The sequence below is a fragment of the Solwaraspora sp. WMMD792 genome (genome assembly GCF_029626105.1).
Lineage (GTDB): Bacteria > Actinomycetota > Actinomycetes > Mycobacteriales > Micromonosporaceae > Micromonospora_E.
In genome coordinates this window covers 5,385,167-5,401,158 of sequence record NZ_JARUBH010000009.1, presented here as the reverse complement: position 1 = coordinate 5,401,158, position 15,992 = coordinate 5,385,167, and the positions used below count along the sequence as shown (strand labels likewise).

At 67.0% G+C, this 15,992-nt stretch carries 11 protein-coding genes and 1 pseudogene; 10 read left to right on the top strand and 2 right to left on the bottom strand.

Translation table 11 applies throughout. From position 1 onward, the window contains the following. The first annotated feature begins 36 nt into the window (after positions 1 to 36). The 10 genes and pseudogenes from O7629_RS25180 to O7629_RS25135 all read left to right on the top strand — a co-directional run bounded on the left by O7629_RS25180 (position 37) and on the right by O7629_RS25135 (position 10,759). Entirely contained in the window at positions 37 to 1,044 is a 1,008-nt protein-coding gene (locus tag O7629_RS25180; RefSeq protein WP_278174676.1) for a zinc-binding dehydrogenase, read from the top strand. Further along, the gene (locus O7629_RS25175) at positions 1,044 to 1,886 is read left to right on the top strand and encodes a CoA ester lyase (RefSeq protein WP_278172231.1); all 843 of its coding nucleotides are present in this window, start codon (positions 1,044 to 1,046) and stop codon (positions 1,884 to 1,886) included. The genes O7629_RS25180 and O7629_RS25175 overlap by 1 nt, the downstream gene beginning before the upstream one ends. Positions 1,887 to 1,931: 45 nt before the next feature. Further along, complete coding sequence (locus O7629_RS25170) at positions 1,932 to 3,173, top strand: aminotransferase class I/II-fold pyridoxal phosphate-dependent enzyme (RefSeq protein ID WP_278172229.1); 1,242 nt, start codon at positions 1,932 to 1,934, stop codon at positions 3,171 to 3,173. Beyond that, complete coding sequence (locus O7629_RS25165; RefSeq protein ID WP_278172228.1) at positions 3,163 to 3,723, top strand: MaoC family dehydratase; 561 nt, start codon at positions 3,163 to 3,165, stop codon at positions 3,721 to 3,723. Before O7629_RS25170 ends, O7629_RS25165 begins: the two co-directional genes overlap by 11 nt. Before the next feature lie 2 nt (positions 3,724 to 3,725). After that, the gene (locus O7629_RS25160) at positions 3,726 to 4,841 is read left to right on the top strand and encodes a scyllo-inosamine-4-phosphate amidinotransferase (protein ID WP_278172227.1); all 1,116 of its coding nucleotides are present in this window, start codon (positions 3,726 to 3,728) and stop codon (positions 4,839 to 4,841) included. 31 nt (positions 4,842 to 4,872) lie between these two features. Then, the gene (locus O7629_RS25155; protein WP_278172225.1) at positions 4,873 to 5,973 is read left to right on the top strand and encodes a hypothetical protein; all 1,101 of its coding nucleotides are present in this window, start codon (positions 4,873 to 4,875) and stop codon (positions 5,971 to 5,973) included. Positions 5,974 to 7,038: 1,065 nt separating this feature from the next. Further along, positions 7,039 to 7,320: a hypothetical protein gene (locus O7629_RS25150; protein ID WP_278172223.1), complete on the top strand. Its 282-nt coding sequence runs from the start codon at positions 7,039 to 7,041 to the stop codon at positions 7,318 to 7,320. Then, the gene (locus tag O7629_RS25145) at positions 7,317 to 7,673 is read left to right on the top strand and encodes a ribbon-helix-helix domain-containing protein (RefSeq protein WP_278172222.1); all 357 of its coding nucleotides are present in this window, start codon (positions 7,317 to 7,319) and stop codon (positions 7,671 to 7,673) included. The genes O7629_RS25150 and O7629_RS25145 overlap by 4 nt, the downstream gene beginning before the upstream one ends. Positions 7,674 to 7,848: 175 nt before the next feature. Continuing rightward, the gene (locus tag O7629_RS25140; protein WP_278172221.1) at positions 7,849 to 8,946 is read left to right on the top strand and encodes an integrase core domain-containing protein; all 1,098 of its coding nucleotides are present in this window, start codon (positions 7,849 to 7,851) and stop codon (positions 8,944 to 8,946) included. Between the two features lie 332 nt (positions 8,947 to 9,278). Then, positions 9,279 to 10,759: pseudogene (locus O7629_RS25135) on the top strand (IS1634 family transposase). A gap of 84 nt (positions 10,760 to 10,843) precedes the next feature. Here the strand turns inward: O7629_RS25135 and O7629_RS25130 are convergent. Then, complete coding sequence (locus O7629_RS25130) at positions 10,844 to 14,734, bottom strand: tetratricopeptide repeat protein (protein ID WP_278172220.1); 3,891 nt, start codon at positions 14,732 to 14,734, stop codon at positions 10,844 to 10,846. Continuing rightward, the gene (locus tag O7629_RS25125; protein WP_278172219.1) at positions 14,731 to 15,954 is read right to left on the bottom strand and encodes a CHAT domain-containing protein; all 1,224 of its coding nucleotides are present in this window, start codon (positions 15,952 to 15,954) and stop codon (positions 14,731 to 14,733) included. The genes O7629_RS25130 and O7629_RS25125 overlap by 4 nt, the downstream gene beginning before the upstream one ends. Positions 15,955 to 15,992: the final 38 nt, after the last annotated feature.

The following is a 15,992-nucleotide window of genomic DNA, read 5'->3' as shown; positions in this document are numbered from 1 at the left end:
CGGCATCGGTTCCCGGCGGCTGCGGTGAGCAGGCAGATGCGGGCGGCGGTCCTGCGCCGCGTCGGAGGCCCGGAAGTGCTACGCGTCGAACGGATACCCGAACCGCTGCCCGGCCCAGGGGAGAGCCTGATCGATGTGACCCTGACCGGGGTCAACTTCGACGACCTGGAGCAGCGGGCTGGTGCCCACGCCCACCTGCGGCTACCCGCGGTGCTCGGAGTGGAGGCGGCCGGCCGCCGGCGGACCGACGGCCGGCGGGTGGTCGCGCTGCTGCGTCAGGGCGGCGGGTACGCCGAGGTGGCGGCGGCGCGAGACGCGTACACAGTGGAAGTTCCGGCGGGCATCGACGATGCGCAGGCGGTCGGCCTGTTTGAACAGGGCGGCACCGCCTACGGTGCACTGCTGCTGGCCGGACGGCTGCGGGCAGGGGAGAGCGTGGCGGTCTCTGCGGCGGCCGGCGGGGTGGGCCACCTCGCGGTGCAGCTCGCCGTGGCGCTCGGCGCCTCCCCGGTGATCGGGCTTGCCTCCACCGCCGCCAAGCGACAGTTCGTCAAACGGCTCGGTGCGGACGTGGCGTTGGACCCGGCGGACCCGGAACTGGCCGGCCGGCTGCGGGAGGCGGCCGGCGGCGCCGGGTTGGACCTGTTCGTCGACTCGGTGGGCGGCGCAACGGCCCAGGCAGGGCTGGCCGGCCTGGCGCCGTTCGGGCGGCTGGTCTGCCTTGGCTGGCGCACCGGATCCGCCGCTGACACCAGTGCCGTCGCCAACGGCGCTGATGCTGACGCCGGCGTCGTCGCGCTGACCACCGCCCAACTGACGCGGGATTCAATCGGCTGCGCCGGGTTCTGGATGCGGCACGTGGTCGACCACCGCGAGCTGTTGTGCGACATCGCAGACCGGCTGTTCGACCTGGCGGCACAGGGCCGGCTCGCGGTGCATGTCAACCGGACGGTGGCGCTGCCCGAGGCCGGCGCGGCGCACGCGGCGGTCGCCGCCCGAGCCACCACGGGCAAAGTTCTCATTGACGTACGCCGGGAGGTGTGATGTTCACCCGGTACTGCCGATCCGTGCTCTGCACCCCGGCGACTGCGTCCGACCGGTACGCCAACTGTCACCGTTCCGGGGCCGACATCTGCCTGGTCGACCTGGAGGACTCGGTGCCGGCCCCGGCCAAGGCCGATGCCCGGGTCCGGGCGACAGCCTTCTTCACCGGTGAGAGCTCAGCTGGTCGCCGGTGCGCCGTACGGGTCAACGCGATCACCGAGCCGGACGGCGTGCGGGACCTGCTCGCCCTACGGGAGTATCCGGTCAAGCCGGCCATCGTGCTGGTGCCCAAGGTGGAGTCGCCCCGGGACATCGAGATCGTGGCGCGGCTGCTCCGGCCGGTCCGTCCGGACCTGGAACTGTTCGCGGTGATCGAGACGCCACGCGGGGTGGAGAACGTTGCCGCGATCGCGGCGACCTCGCCCCGACCACGTGCGCTGATCTTCGGGTCCGCGGACTACGCGTCCGCCCTCGGCATCGAGCTGCGCTGGGACCCGCTGGTGCATGCCCGCACCCGCGTGGTGAACGCCGCCCGGGCGGCCGAGGTCGAGGCGATCGACTCACCGACCTTCCACCTACAGGACCTGACCACGCTGCGGCGGGAGGCGATCCTGGCACAGAACCTTGGATTCAGTGGCAAGATCGCCCTGCATCCCCGCCAAGTGGCCACCATCAACAAGGCCTTCTCGCCGGATGCGCAATCGCTGGAGGCGGCCCGCCGTGTGGTGGCTGCCGCGCAGCACAGCAGCCAGGGCATCACCACCGTCGAGGGGGTGATGGTGGGTCGGCCCTTCTTCGAGGCGTCCCAGCGGCTGCTCGACGAGTTCGATCCGCCTGGCTGACCGTCGGAACACCATCCGTCCGGCCCATCGGCAGGGGAGAGGGAGATGACGAGCACAGACAAGGAACAAGACATCATCGGACCGCACCGGTACCGCAACGCGGCGAAGATGATCCGGACCGCCGACCCGGTGTGGCAGGCAGCGGCCGACCATGGCCTGACCGGAATCAGAGTCGACGTACCCTCGGGCGACGCGAACAACCGGCTCGTCGACCGGGAGATCGGCCACGAGTTCGTCAACATGTGTTCCTGCGGGTACCTGGGCCTCAATCACCACCCGGCGGTGATCGAGGGCGCCGTGGCGGCGTTGCGCGAGGCCGGCGCAACCTCGCTGGTCACCTCCACTACCCGTATCCGGCACCAGTTGCTGGCCCGTCTTGAGGAGGAACTGACCGACCTGTTTGGCGCCCAGGTGCTTCCAGGCAGCTCGTGCAGCGCCCTCACCGCCGGCATTCTCCCCCTGGTCGCCTCCGGGCACCTTGCCCCGGGCGGCCCCCGGGTGATGGTCTTCGACCGGTTCTGCCACTTCTGCATGTCGTACGTGAAGCCCATCTGTGCCGAGGAGAGCATGGTCCTCACCTGCAGCCACAACGACCTGGACTACCTGGAGGACGTCTGCCGGCGGTATCCGAGCGTGGCGTACGTCGCCGACGGCGCGTACTCGATGGGAGGTACCGCGGCCCTGGACGGCCTCCTGGACCTCCAGGACCGGTACGGGCTGTTCCTGTTCATCGACGATTCGCATTCGCTGTCGATCGTCGGCGAGCGGGGCGAGGGTTTTGTCCGCTCCCGGCTGACGATGAACCCGCTCACCATCATCGTCACCAGCCTTGGCAAGGGCTTCGGCACCGGCGGCGGTGTGGCCATGCTCGGCGACCCCGAGACGTACGGCTTTCTGACCCGGCACGCCGGGCCGGTGGGCTGGTCGCAGAACATGGCCGTGCCTCTGGTGGGCGCCTCGTTGGCGAGCGCCGCTATCCACCGCTCATCCGAGCTGCGCGAGTTGCAGCGCCGGCTGCACGAGAACGTGGCGTACTTCGACGAGCTTCTGCCGACGTCGTACGCGGGCAACGGTCTGCCGGTACGCCGGATCACCGTGGGCGACGCCGACCGGGCCGTCCGGCTCTCCGCGGAGTTGTACCGGCGGGGCTTCTACAGCTCCGCCGTGTTCTTCCCGATCGTGCCGCAGGGGCAGGCCGGGCTGCGGATCATGATCCGTGCGGACATCGACCAGGAGGTTCTGGCCACCTTCGTCGACCATGTGCGGGAGCTCACCGATGCCCTTTGAACAGGAACGGAGGCCGATCGCTGACCATCCCCATCCGACCGGGTATCGCAAGGTGGGGGAGAACCGGTACCGCGAACAGGTCGGCTTCTACTACGACGAGATCGTCGTCGGCACGGTGTTCGAGCATCGCCCCGGCCGTACCGTGACCGAGATGGACAACGTGCTGATGAGCATGTTGAGCATGAATGCGTCACCGCTGCACATCGACGGCGCGTACGCAGCCCAGGGCCGGTGGGGCAAACCCCTCGTCTCCAGCCTGGTGACGCTGAGCATCATCGGCGGGATGACCGCCCGCAGCACGAGCGGCCGGGCGATCGCGAACCTCGGCTGGGACCGGATTCGCCTGTCCCACCCGGTCTACGTCGGCGACACCCTCTACGCCGAGAGCGAGGTGACCAGCAAGCGGCTCTCCACCAGCCGTCCAGGCGAGGGCATCGTGAGTTGCCGCACCACCGGGATCAAGGCCACCGGCGAGGTGGTGCTCACCTTCGACCGCAGTTTCCTGGTGCCAACTCAGGGATCCAGCATCGACGACAGAACAGGATACTGACAGTGACCGCTGACCAGATGGTCACCAGGCCAGCCCCGTCCACCAACCCCGACCGTTCCGGTCCACCGGCGGTCAGCTCCTGGGACGAGTTCACCACCCTCCGCGAGATCGTCGTCGGGCACGCCACGCACATCCGTATCCCCGAGCAGGACGACCCGTCCGCGTGGCTCACCTGCTACCCGAAACTGACCCGGGCGGAGCTGGGCAAACTCGAGGTGGGTGAGGTGCCGGCGCATATCGTCGAGGAGACGAACGAGGACCTGGCCCTGTTCGTTGCCACCTTGCGTGGGCTGGGTGTGACCGTGCACCAGCCCGCAGTCGTTGACCACAGCGTGGAGTTCGCCACCCCCCGTTGGCGCAGCGCCGGATTCAAGTCGTACTGCCCCCGAGACCTCACCCTGGTCGTCGGTTCCACCATCATCGAGACCCCCAGCCCGACGCGGTCCCGCTACTTCGAGCTGTTCGGGCTGCGTCCGCTCTTCCAGGACTACCTGCTGCGCGGCGCCACCTGGCTGGCCGCGCCCCGGCCGCAGCTGCCCGACGAGTTGTACCTGGTCGACGCGGACGGCCTGCCCGACCTGGGGGAGGCCGAGCCGGTTTTCGACGCCGCCAACGTGCTCCGTGTCGGGCGGGACCTGTTCTACCAGGTGTCCCGCAGCGGCAACGAGCTCGGGCTGCGCTGGCTGGAATCCACCGTTCGGCTGCTCGGGGACATCCGGATCCATCCGCTGCGCGGAATCTACGGCTACACCCACATCGACAGCACCATATCCTTCCTGCGTCCCGGTTTGGTGCTGCTCAACCCGGGCCGGATCAAGCCGGACGCGGTTCCGGAACCGCTGCGCGGCTGGGACGTGCTGTGGTGTCCGCCGCTGCGCCAGCCCGCGATCTGGCAACCCACGTTGAGCGAACAGTGGATCAGCATGAACCTGCTGATGGTGGACGAGGAGCACGCGATCGTCGACGCCGACCAGCCGGATCTGATCCGCGCGTTGGAGGATCGCGGCATCACCGTGCTGCCGCACCGGCTGCGCCACGCCCGGGCGCTCGGCGGCGGCTTCCACTGCGTCACGCTGGACACCGTCCGCGCCGGCGGGCCGGAGAACTACCTGGACTGAGCGGCCGCGTCCGGCCTGATCGAGGAGCACGATGACCACCTCCGTCGAAATGGTGGTGGCCGGGTCGACCGTGCGGGTCCTGGTGGACCCGGCACATCCCACGGCACCCGGCGTCCCCACCCTCGGCCCCAGTATCGGCGAGTACCCGTGCTACGACGCGGTGTCGTATGCGCGGATGACCGAGGACGAGGAGCGCAACCAGCGGTTCCGTGCCGCGCTGGCCCGGTTGGCCGCCGGCCGGGTGGTGCTCGACATCGGCACCGGCGCGGACCTGCTCTGGGCGCGGGAGAGCGTGCGCTACGGCGCGCGCCAGGTCTTCGCGATGGAAGCGATGGAGGAGTCGTTCCAGCGGGCTGGGGCGTGGCTGGCGGAGCCGGGCCTCAGCGAGCGGATCACTCTGCTGCGTGGGGTCTCCACCGAGCTCGACATCTCCCCGAAGGCGGAAGTCTGCGTCGCCGAGATCATCGGATCGCTGGCCGGGGCCGAGGGTGTCGCCGCGGTGCTCACCGATGCCCGGCGCCGGCACCTCACCGCGGAGGCTGTGGTCGTGCCGGCCCGGTGCGTCACACTCGCCGCGCCGGTTGCCTTCCGGCGGCTCTTCGCTGGCGGGCGCGTGGCTTTCGCGGCGGAATCGCTCGGCTACCTGAGGACCATCTTCGAGTGGCACGGAGCCCCGTTCGATGTACGCCTGCGCATCAAGCACCCGGCCCGCGACGCGTTGCTCGCCGACGGTCAGGTCGTGGAAGTGCTCGACCTCAACGGCCACCTGCCGCTGGAGCAGCGGCGGTCGGTCCGCCTCACCATCGAACGACCGGGCATGGTGGACGGGGTGCTGACCTGGCTGCGGCTCTGGGGCCTGCCCGACGGGGAGCCACTGGACGCGCTGCGGGTAGCGAGCAACTGGGCGTGCATCTACTTTCCGCTGTTCGACTCGGAGCATGTTGTCGAAGCGGGCGACGTGCTCGACCTGACTGTCACGTCGACCCTGAGCGAGGACGGGGTACACCCGGACTACCACCTCGCCGCAGTGCTGCGCACCGCGGCGGCCGGTACTCGCTCGGCCAGTCACCGTTCCCCGTACCGCGGTGGGACGTTCCGCCTCCACCCCATCCACCGCCACCTCTTCCCGTAGTCGTCGGTCCCCGCCCCCGACCCCGCAGGCCAACTGCTCCATCGAGCGCTGGGGACGCAGCCTCCGCGACGATGGCACCGACCACATGGTGATCAACAACGAGCGCCGCCGAGCAGCCTGACACGATCTTCAAAACGCCAGGTCACGGCGGGAAAACAGGCCACTCCAGTATCCTGGTCACCGCCGACACCTACACCAGCGTCCTGCCCTACGCCCAGAGACGAAGTGCCGACGCCACCGCCCGCCTCGTCCTCTCGGCCGCACGCCGCACCCGCGCCAAGATGCGCGACAAGGGCCGGCGTAACCGCCGTCAACCCCGACCCGCAACAGGTACTCCGGTCCAACAGGCACCCGCGAAGCAGGAGAAGCCGCAGGTCAACACCCCACAGCGGAACGCGATGTCACGGAGTGTGATGACCCCCGGGTGGCACCCACACCGGCCGGACAGCAAGAAGGGCCTGACTGCCGTTTCGGCAGGTCAGACCCCTGTTGATCTCGCGCGCCCGAAGGGACTCGAACCCCTAACCTTCTGATCCTTGGTCCAAAGCAGACAATCAAGGCTATCCTATTTCGACTCTAGCCCTGAAATGGTCCGACGGCAACCAGTTCAGTCCGGCCCGATCTTGGTGTGTCCGCCCAGGTCCCGGCCATGCGGGGCCTCGCCATCGACATGCGTGAACGAACTCGGCGGATCGGGGAAGCCGCGAGCTCCGGCTGGATCCCTGTGCGTCCGTGCCGGTTCCCCGACGTTCGAGCACCCATGGAGCACCGCGTTCGCCGCTGGTGGCCGATGTCTGGTTCGACCGCCGGGACTGCGCCCACCCTTGCCGCCTCATCGGGGTCGTCCTTCCCGGTCTTCCTTGTGACTGTTGGGCAGGTGCGCGGCGACGGTCCTCTCGGCGGGGTGTCGCGGGGCGGTTGACCGTGTCTCGCCGGGTCCGGTGGTATGCGGGTGGGGGAATCGGTAGGGGTGGTAGTCGTATGGGGGTGTTCCTCGCACGCACGAGTGGGGCGTCGTCGCCTGTCCGGCCGACAGCGCGTATTACGATGTGTTACGGTCGGTGGGTGGGGGAACGCGAGTATGTGTGGACCGACGAGGGCCTGGCCAATGCTCGTCGGAACGACGTCGGTGTCGGTGAGGCGACCGAGGCGTTGTATGCCCCGTCGGGTCTGCGTCATGAGCGGGTGGTCGGGGACCTGCTGCTTATCGTCATGGGGTTGGCCGACAGTGGCCGGGTGATCGCCGTGTTGTGTGACCGGATCGGTGGCACGGGGACGTACAAGATCATGGGGGTTCGTGCCTTGGGCGGCGCGGACCTGGACGAGTGGAGGAGGCGGGTCCTGTGAGTGAGCCGGATTTCGACCGGATGAGCAAGGACGAGGTCATCACCTGGTTTCAGAACACCGACAGCCTGGCGCCGGTGATCAGGTCGATGACCGCGGTGCCGGCGACCGGTGGCGTACCGGAGGCGCCGATGATGCTGGTGAGCATCCGGCTGCCCGTCGCGCTCGTCGAGCAGCTCGACCGCATCGCCGGAGAGTCGGCTACCCGCCGGTCCGACGTCATCCGCGACGCCCTGACCGGGTACGTGGCGACCCGCACCGCGCCGGTCGGCCAGCACGAGGCCGAGCAGGCCCTCGATGTGCTCCGCCGCATTGTCACCGCGCACACCGGCGAGGGCCGTGCCGACGCGGCCTGACCGCATCGGCGGGAAACGGGCAGACAAAGACGATCGACGCTGTAGATGCCGAAAACCTCATCCCTCCTGGTCGCAGCTTGTTGATCAGCAAGCCTTGGAGTGGTCGGTTCCGGCGCGGACTCAGGCGGCTGAATCGCGACAGCGGTCGACGTCGAGAGCTGCGCGACGATGGGGTGTGCTGTTTCGACTGGCCTACCTCGGCGTGACCAGCACTCTGGCCCTGCTGCGGCTGCTGCCGATGAGCGACCGCGACAAGGACGCCGAAATCCTCGCCCTGCGGCACCAGATCATGGTGCTCGAACGGCAACTGCACGGCGACCGGGTCCGGTTCACCCCTGCGGATCGGGCGTGGCTGGCGGCTCTGCTGCATCCGCTGCCGCGAACCCTGCGCAACCATCTGCGGTTGCTGGTGCGCCCGGAGACCGTGTTGCGCTGGCACCGGTACCTGATCGCCCGGCGGTACGCCCGCCGTTCCCGGCCTCACCAGGCCGGGCGGCCACGAACCGTCCGGTCGATCCGCCGGCTGGTCCTGCGCCTGGCCTCGGAGAACAGCACTTGGGGATACCGCCGTATCCACGGCGAACTGCTCGTCTTCGGCGTCAAGGTCGCCGCGTCCACCGTCTGGGAGATCCTGAAAGAGGCGGGCGTCGATCCGGCACCTCAGCGCACCAGCAGCATATGGGCGGCGTTCCTACGCTCCCAGGCCCACGCCATCATCGTCGCCGACTTCTTCGAGACGACCACCCTGACCGGCACCCGCCTCTACGTCTTGGCCATCATCGAGCACGCCACCCGCCGCATCCGAGTCCTCGGCGTGACAGCGCACCCGACCGCAGGTTGGGTGACCCAGACTGCATGCAACCTGGTGATGGACCTGGAAGACGCCGGCTGCCAGGTGAGTTACATGATCCGGGACAGGGACGGCAAGTACCTGGTCCTGTTCGACACCGTCCTCGCCGACGCCGGTATCGACATGGTCATCAGCGGAGTCCGGGTACCCAGGATGAACGCGGTGATGGAACGCTGGGTCCGGACCTGCCGGCGTGAACTCCTCGACCAGACCCTGATCCTCAACCAGCGGCACCTGCTACACGCGCTCCGCGAGTACGAGGTCTTCTACAACGAGCATCGCCCTCATCAGGGCATCGCCAACGCCCGACCACTCGCACCGCTACCCGAAGCGATCACCGACCCGGACCGTCTCGCCCGCCTGAGCATCCACCGACGCGACCGCCTCGGCGGCATCCTCCACGAATACGAACATGCCGTCTGACCTGCCCGGATGACATTTTCGGCAGGTACAACCCTGGCAGCAGCAGCCTTCGATCTTGTAGTTCTCACAAACACATGATCAGCAGGCGGCTGCGTCTGCGTTGCACCACCCCTGCCGACCCGTCCTACCTGGTCACAGCCCTAATGGCGGCTGCCGTATTAGGCGTTCCGCCATTTCAGACCTGACTCTTATCACGGGGCTGGGTTTTGGCGGACCGTAGTTCGCTGACCTGGGGTTTTGGTGTGGTGGATGTGCACTAAACCGTGGCGTCTAGGCTGTCGGGTGTGTCGCCGTACGTCCGGACTGTGAAGACGGCTTCGGGTGCGAGGGCCGTGCAGATCGTGCACTCCTCGCGGCGGGGGTCACGCGATATCGAGCACATCGGGTCGGCGCACGACGAGACGCAGCTCGCGGTGTTGAAGTCGGTCGCGCGGCAGCGGTTGGCGGCGGGTCAGGGCGAGCTCGACCTGGGGCTGGACGACAGTTCGGACGCGGGCGGTCCGTTGGAGATCACGAGTTCGCGGATGGGCACCTGTGGGACGCGTTGTGCCGCGGCTACGACCAGCTCGGGTTCGCCGAGGCGACCGGCGGTGACGAGGTGTTCCGGCAGCTGGTCCTGGCCCGGATCATCGAGCCGACCAGTAAGCAGGACAGCCTGCGGGTCCTGGACGAGGTCGGCGTCGACGCGGTGTCGTATCCGACGGTGAACCGCCGCCTGCCGCAGTACGCCAAGGCCGGCTGGCGTCAACGCCTGTCGGCGGCGTGCGCGGCGCACGCCCGGCTGGGACCGGCGTCGTTGGTGCTGTACGACGTGTCGACCCTGTACTTCGAGACCGACACCGGTGACGGGTTCCGCGAGTCCGGGTTCTCCAAGGAACGCCGCCTCGAACCGCAGATCACGATCGGGCTGCTGACCGACGCGGGCGGGTTCCCGCTGATGGTCGAGGCGTTCGAGGGCAACAAGGCCGAGACGTTGACGATGGTGCCGACCATCCGGTCGTTCATGGACGCGCACCGGCTGCCCGATGTCACGGTCGTGGCCGACGCGGGGATGATCTCGGCGGCGAACCAGCGCGCGATCGAGGACGCCGGGTTGTCGTTCATCCTCGGCGCCCGTATCGCCGAGGTTCCCTACGTGGTGTCCGAGTGGCGGCGTGAGCACCCCGGCCAGGAGATCGGTGACGGGCACGTGTTCTGCCAGCCGTGGCCCGCCGGCCCCGGCGACCGACGCCGCGACCAGGTCATCTACTACCAGTACAAGGCGGACCGGGCCCGACGCACCCTGCGCGGCATCGACGAGCAGGTCGCGAAGGCCGTCAAGGCGGTGGCGGGCAAGGCCCCGGTGAAACGCAACCGGTTCATCCACCTGGCCGGGGAGACCAGGACCGTCAACCGGACCCTGGAGGCGAAGGCCCGCGCCCTGGCCGGGCTGAAAGGCTATGCCACCAACCTCACGACCAGCCCTGACGGGGCACCGGTCACCGCTGGGTTCGTGATCGACGCCTACCACCGGCTGTTCCAGATCGAGAAGTCGTTCCGGATGTCCAAGCACGACCTCGCTGCCCGGCCGATCTACCACCACAAACGCGAGTCCATCGAGGCGCACCTGACGATCGTGTTCGCCGCCCTGGCCGTCGCCAGATGGATCGAGGACCGCACCGGCTGGTCGATCAGGAAGTTCGTCCGGACCGCCCGCCGCTACCGCACCATCCGCATCCAGGCCGGCGACCACACCCTCACCGCAGCCGACCCCCTACCCGACGACCTCCGCCACGCCCTCAAGACCATCCACGCCCACCCAGGTGCGCACTAATTTGATAAGACTCGGGTCACAAACACATGATCAGCAGGCGGCTGCGTCTGCGTTGCACCACCCCTGCCGACCCGTCCTACCTGGTCACAGCCCTAATGGCGGCTGCCGTATTAGGCGTTCCGCCATTTCAGAATCAGCTACTGCCTCACTATCCCTGCCAAGTGCGCTGAGTACGTGCGATCGATTGTTCAATGACATCGCGAGGTCGGGCAGGTAGGCGGTGGGGTTGGCGTCGGCCAGCCGGCGGTAGATGGTGATGGCTTCCTCGATCGCGGCCAGGCCCTCCTCCCGCCGACCCACCTCACCCAGATCAACCGACCAGTTGTTCAACGATCCGGCGAGGTCGGGCAGGTAGGCGGTGGGGTTGGCGTCGGCCAGCCGGCGGCGGATGGTGATGGCTTCCTCGATCGCGGCCAGGCCCTCCTCCCGCCGACCCACCTCACCCAGATCAACCGACCAGTTGTTCAACGATCCGGCGAGGTCGGGCAGGTAGGCGGTGGGGTTGGCGTCGGCCAGCCGGCGGTAGATGGTGATGGCCTCCTCGATCGCGGCCAGGCCCTCCTCCCGCCGACCCACCCCGGCCAACCTGTTCGACCAGTTGTTCAATGACATCGCGAGGTCGGGCAGGTAGGCGGTGGGGTTGGCGTCGGCCAGCCGGCGGTAGATGGTGATGGCTTCCTCGATCGCGGCCAGGCCCTCCTCCCGCCGACCCACCTCACCCAGATCAACCGACCAGTTGTTCAACGATCCGGCGAGGTCGGGCAGGTAGGCGGTGGGGTTGGCGTCGGCCAGCCGGCGGCGGATGGTGATGGCTTCCTCGATCGCGGCCAGGCCCTCCTCCCGCCGACCCACCCCGGCCAACCGCACCGACCAGTTGTTCAATGACATCGCGAGGTCGGGCAGGTAGGCGGTGGGGTTGGCGTCGGCCAGCCGGCGGCGGATGGTGATGGCTTCCTCGATCGCGGCCAGGCCCTCCTCCCGCCGACCCACCCCGGCCAACCTGTTCGACCAGTTGTTCAATGACATCGCGAGGTCGGGCAGGTAGGCGGTGGGGTTGGCGTCGGCCAGCCGGCGGTAGATGGTGATGGCTTCCTCGATCGCGGCCAGGCCCTCCTCCCGCCGACCCACCTCACCCAGATCAACCGACCAGTTGTTCAACGATCCGGCGAGGTCGGGCAGGTAGGCGGTGGGGTTGGCGTCGGCCAGCCGGCGGTAGATGGTGATGGCTTCCTCGATCGCGGCCAGGCCCTCCTCCCGCCGACCCACCTCACCCAGATCAACCGACCAGTTGTTCAACGATCCGGCGAGGTCGGGCAGGTAGGCGGTGGGGTTGGCGTCGGCCAGCCGGCGGTAGATGGTGATGGCCTCCTCGATCGCGGCCAGGCCCTCCTCCCACCGACCCACCCCGGCCAACCTGTTCGACCAGTTGTTCAACGACATCGCGAGGTCAGATAGATAGATGCCTGGATTCTTAGCCGCGAGTTGGCGGTAGTACTCGACGGACTCGGTGAACGCTGTTGAGGCCGCAGCGCGCCCCTCGGTGTATGGCCGCCCGTGGCCGATCCGCTGCCTCACTGTGCCTTGACTGTCGACATGACGAGCAGAGTGGAGTGAGTTCTTCGACCGCCGGTGAGTCTTTGCTGCTGGACGTGGGTCTAATAGGAAATCGATGGAGCGGACAGAGTATAGAGACGCACTCTCACGGGTGCGCGCTGCGTCGCGGGATCCTCCAAGCACCAGTTGCGTCAGTCGTTGCGAAAGAGTTGAACGGGCATCACCTGACACCGATCGGACGCCTTGCTGTTCGAGCACTGCAACATCCTGGGGCCGGGATGTGGTGAGGATCAGGATCGTCTCGGTTCGGGCATGTGAGGGACTCAGATGATCTGGCCAGATTAGCCGCAAACCCTCGAGATCGCCATTCTCGCTCTGCCCGAGTACGTACTCTTGGCCAGGGGCGAGTCGGATACCTGCGGGGGCTCGCTTATTTATAAGGGTGATGGTGGCCGCGACGCCGATGTCAACTACAGAAACGAAGAGCGTCTTCGCGCTCATGTTGAAAAGTTGAAGGTATATAGATTGTCCGACATGAAGATATGTTCCTGAGAGTTGGTGCGATATTAGGCGACCGTCTTCCACTGTGCCCCACTTCAAGTAGAGCAGGTCCTCCAGTGTCGAACGAGAGTCTTCCGCGAATGATCGGAGTGCTGCCGCTCGGGCAAGTCGCTCTAGTTGCGTTAAAACAGTCCGCCATGCTGTGGCCGGAATTGGGTCGGTAAGTGGTCCAAGTCGGTCATTGATAGTTGCGGTGCCGCCTTCGTCGACGCATACTTCATACTCAAAAGCCTCCATGTAGGCTGGCCGCAGTAGCGGACTGGCTGTTACTGCCGCGATGAGTTCGTCGTGGTCGCTACCTGATGGCGGTAACTGCACGGGTAACAGCGGTGCGGCTGCCTTGACCCGATGGGCCCGCGCGTCAATCGGAATGGCCGTAACTGACTCTCGCAGTCGCAACCGGGCCCATGCATCGGTGGCCGCCACATGCTCGACGATCGCCTCGCCGATCATGTTCACGGCATCTGGACCGGTCGCTCCGGGTGGCATGAGGGCAAATTCGTCGCCAGTTCGGACGCCGAGTAGTGGGGCGCCGAGGATCCGTAGCTGGCTGGAGTCCTCGACGATCACGGGCAGGCTAGTTTCCTGCTCTGCCTCCGCCGCACTGAAGAGCAGGCGTTGGGCCGGTCCGGTAATAGTCGGCCACTGATCAGTGCCCCTGGCTCTGATAAGTCGGCGGACATGATCAACAAGTGCGCTCCAGCTTAGCTGCAAGCCTACGGCTTCTTTCAGTGCACGCGCCAGAGCTAGGCTAAAAACGCCTGTCATCGAGCCGTTGCCGTCTGGCGCTTCGTAACCGTGCTCACCCGGACTGCATCCGTGTAGTTGTACAACGTTGGGGTCAACAGGCTCAAGTACCGCTGCACCGAGCGCGATAACATGTCTTTCGACTGCATCGGGCACGGGTGTAAGTCCCTGAAGATCCGCGCGGTATGTGGCGGGCACCAAATGCGGGGCATGGGCCCCGTTGCTGCAGTCGTACGCGGCGACGACGTTCGGCGTCTTCGCTGCTAGTCGGGTAAGCAGCCTGGCGATCTCGATCGTCGTGATACCCTCGAAGCTTCCAACATTGTCGTAGTTGGCCGGTGTGATAAAGGGAACGTGGAGGTGTGAAAGGCCGTCTGTTCGGCCCGACCCCGGGGGCCGGCGAATGGTCGTTGCGCCGCCTTGCCCGCTGTAGAAGATGAACACGGCGTCATCCGGTCCGGCCTCCTCGATGAGCCTTTCGTAGGCGGTGAGGATGCGCGCGCGGGTCGCGTCGGCGCCGGACAGCATTGTTGTCTCGAAACCATAATCGGCCAACGCCGGTGCCATAGTCGGTAGATCATTTTCCGGTCCATGCAACCCGTGGCTGTTGACGCCGATGAGCAATGCCGTCCGCTTGGCTACCTGCCGTACCGTTGCGTCCATTTCTCGGGTTCGGATCGTCGGCGTCGGCGTCGATTGTGCCGGCGCTGACCACCGAAGAGATGCCGTTGACGTATCGATACCATTGGTGCCCTCGGGCAGCACCGGCAGTGGAATCAGAGGAAGCGGTAGCCCGCCCTCTGTGAGCAGTGTCAAGCGCAGCATGTCCGAGCCGTCGGCGTTGGGGTTGCGCTCCGCCTGTGCAACGAACCGGACAGGGCCGTACGTGCCGCCGAATCGGTGCAGTACCAAGCTGGTGCTGCCGAGAGCCTCGATGGTGAAGGCGTCACCACCCTCCAGGACGCAGCCGATGATGAACTCTTCGCGGTCGTACGGCCATTCGATCGGCTCGGAGGTTTCCGCGTCGATGGTCACGAGGTAACGTTTGCCTGCCTGTGCGGTACGCGGCCAATTCACGACGGGCTGGACGGCGACGGCCGGTGTGCTGCTCACTGGGCCTCATCCTGGATGATCTGCAGGATACTGTCCGGGTGTCCGAAATAGACGTACAGGAAGGCGTGGAAGAAGTCTTTCAACCTTCCGGTCAGGTCCGGGTCGTCGGGGGCGCGGCTCGTGACGCGGTCGACGTGGTACTTCCGCCATGACAGTAGGATGCTTGACAGGCGGTGATCGTGGCCTCCGCCGTTGACGAGGCGCCGCGTGAAATCGTGGGTCTGGTCCAGGTCGACCTCGCCTACGGTGGCGATGATCGCTGATGCGCCTTTGTCCAGGAACATTTCGGCGAAGCTGCGGGTGGCCCGTGGGACATCGGCTCCGACCGGTACGACCTTGGCCGTGTTGCAGGCGTTGAGGACGACGACGGCACGGGAGGCGGCCAGCGCTGGCATCGGGCGGTGGTGCAGTTCGTTCAGGGGCAGCCCGGCGATGGTGAATTGGTTGGCGTCGGTGGCGTTTTCGCCGTGGCAGTGCACCATCATGAGGGCGAAGCGCAGGTCGTCACGGGCAAGTTCGCGTAGCCATGTGTCGCTGTCGCGCAGTGTCCGGTAGCCGAAGCGGTCAGCGAGGTCGGCGACGCCGTCAGGGTTCGCGTGTGGTTCGAGCATCTCGAGCAGCAGCATGCTGCCCCGCGCTGTCCGTCGCTCGGCGTCATAGGAGGCGTCCGGTCCCTGTAGCAGAGAGGTCCATCTCGTGATCTCGATCTTCGCGCCGAGCCAGGTTGACCGGTCCTCGTCTTGCGGCTCGTGCAGGTAGTACAGCTCCCAGGGGATCTGGTACGGCGTGTTGTCCCATACGATGAGTCGGATCGGATTAGGTGTGAGCAGTTCTTGCATCCACTGCCGTAACCGGGTCATTTCACGCCACCAGCCACGTACCTGGCGGTAGTCGTCGAGCCAGGTCTCCCTTTGCGTGATGTCGGTGAGGCTGAGGGTCGGTATGACCTGCTGGGCGACGTCGACGTCGCGGGATTCCCGGGAGGTGCCACGGAACTGGAACGTGAGCCGGAAGCACGGTCGGCCCTCGCCGATCGGTCCGCCGTCGACCCGTAGCAGCGCGGTGTTGGGTGGCAGCGCGCCAGTGAGCGGCATCGGCTCGGCCGCTATCGACTCGTCGCCTTCCGGCGCGACGATCACCCCTGGAGGGGCGACGGGCTGGGAGTATGCGTCTGGTCGCGTCGTCGTGGTGTCGGCGCCTTTGATGGTGTCGGCGGTCATCCATCCCGGCATCCCGGGGTTGGTAGCTGTGTCGGCGC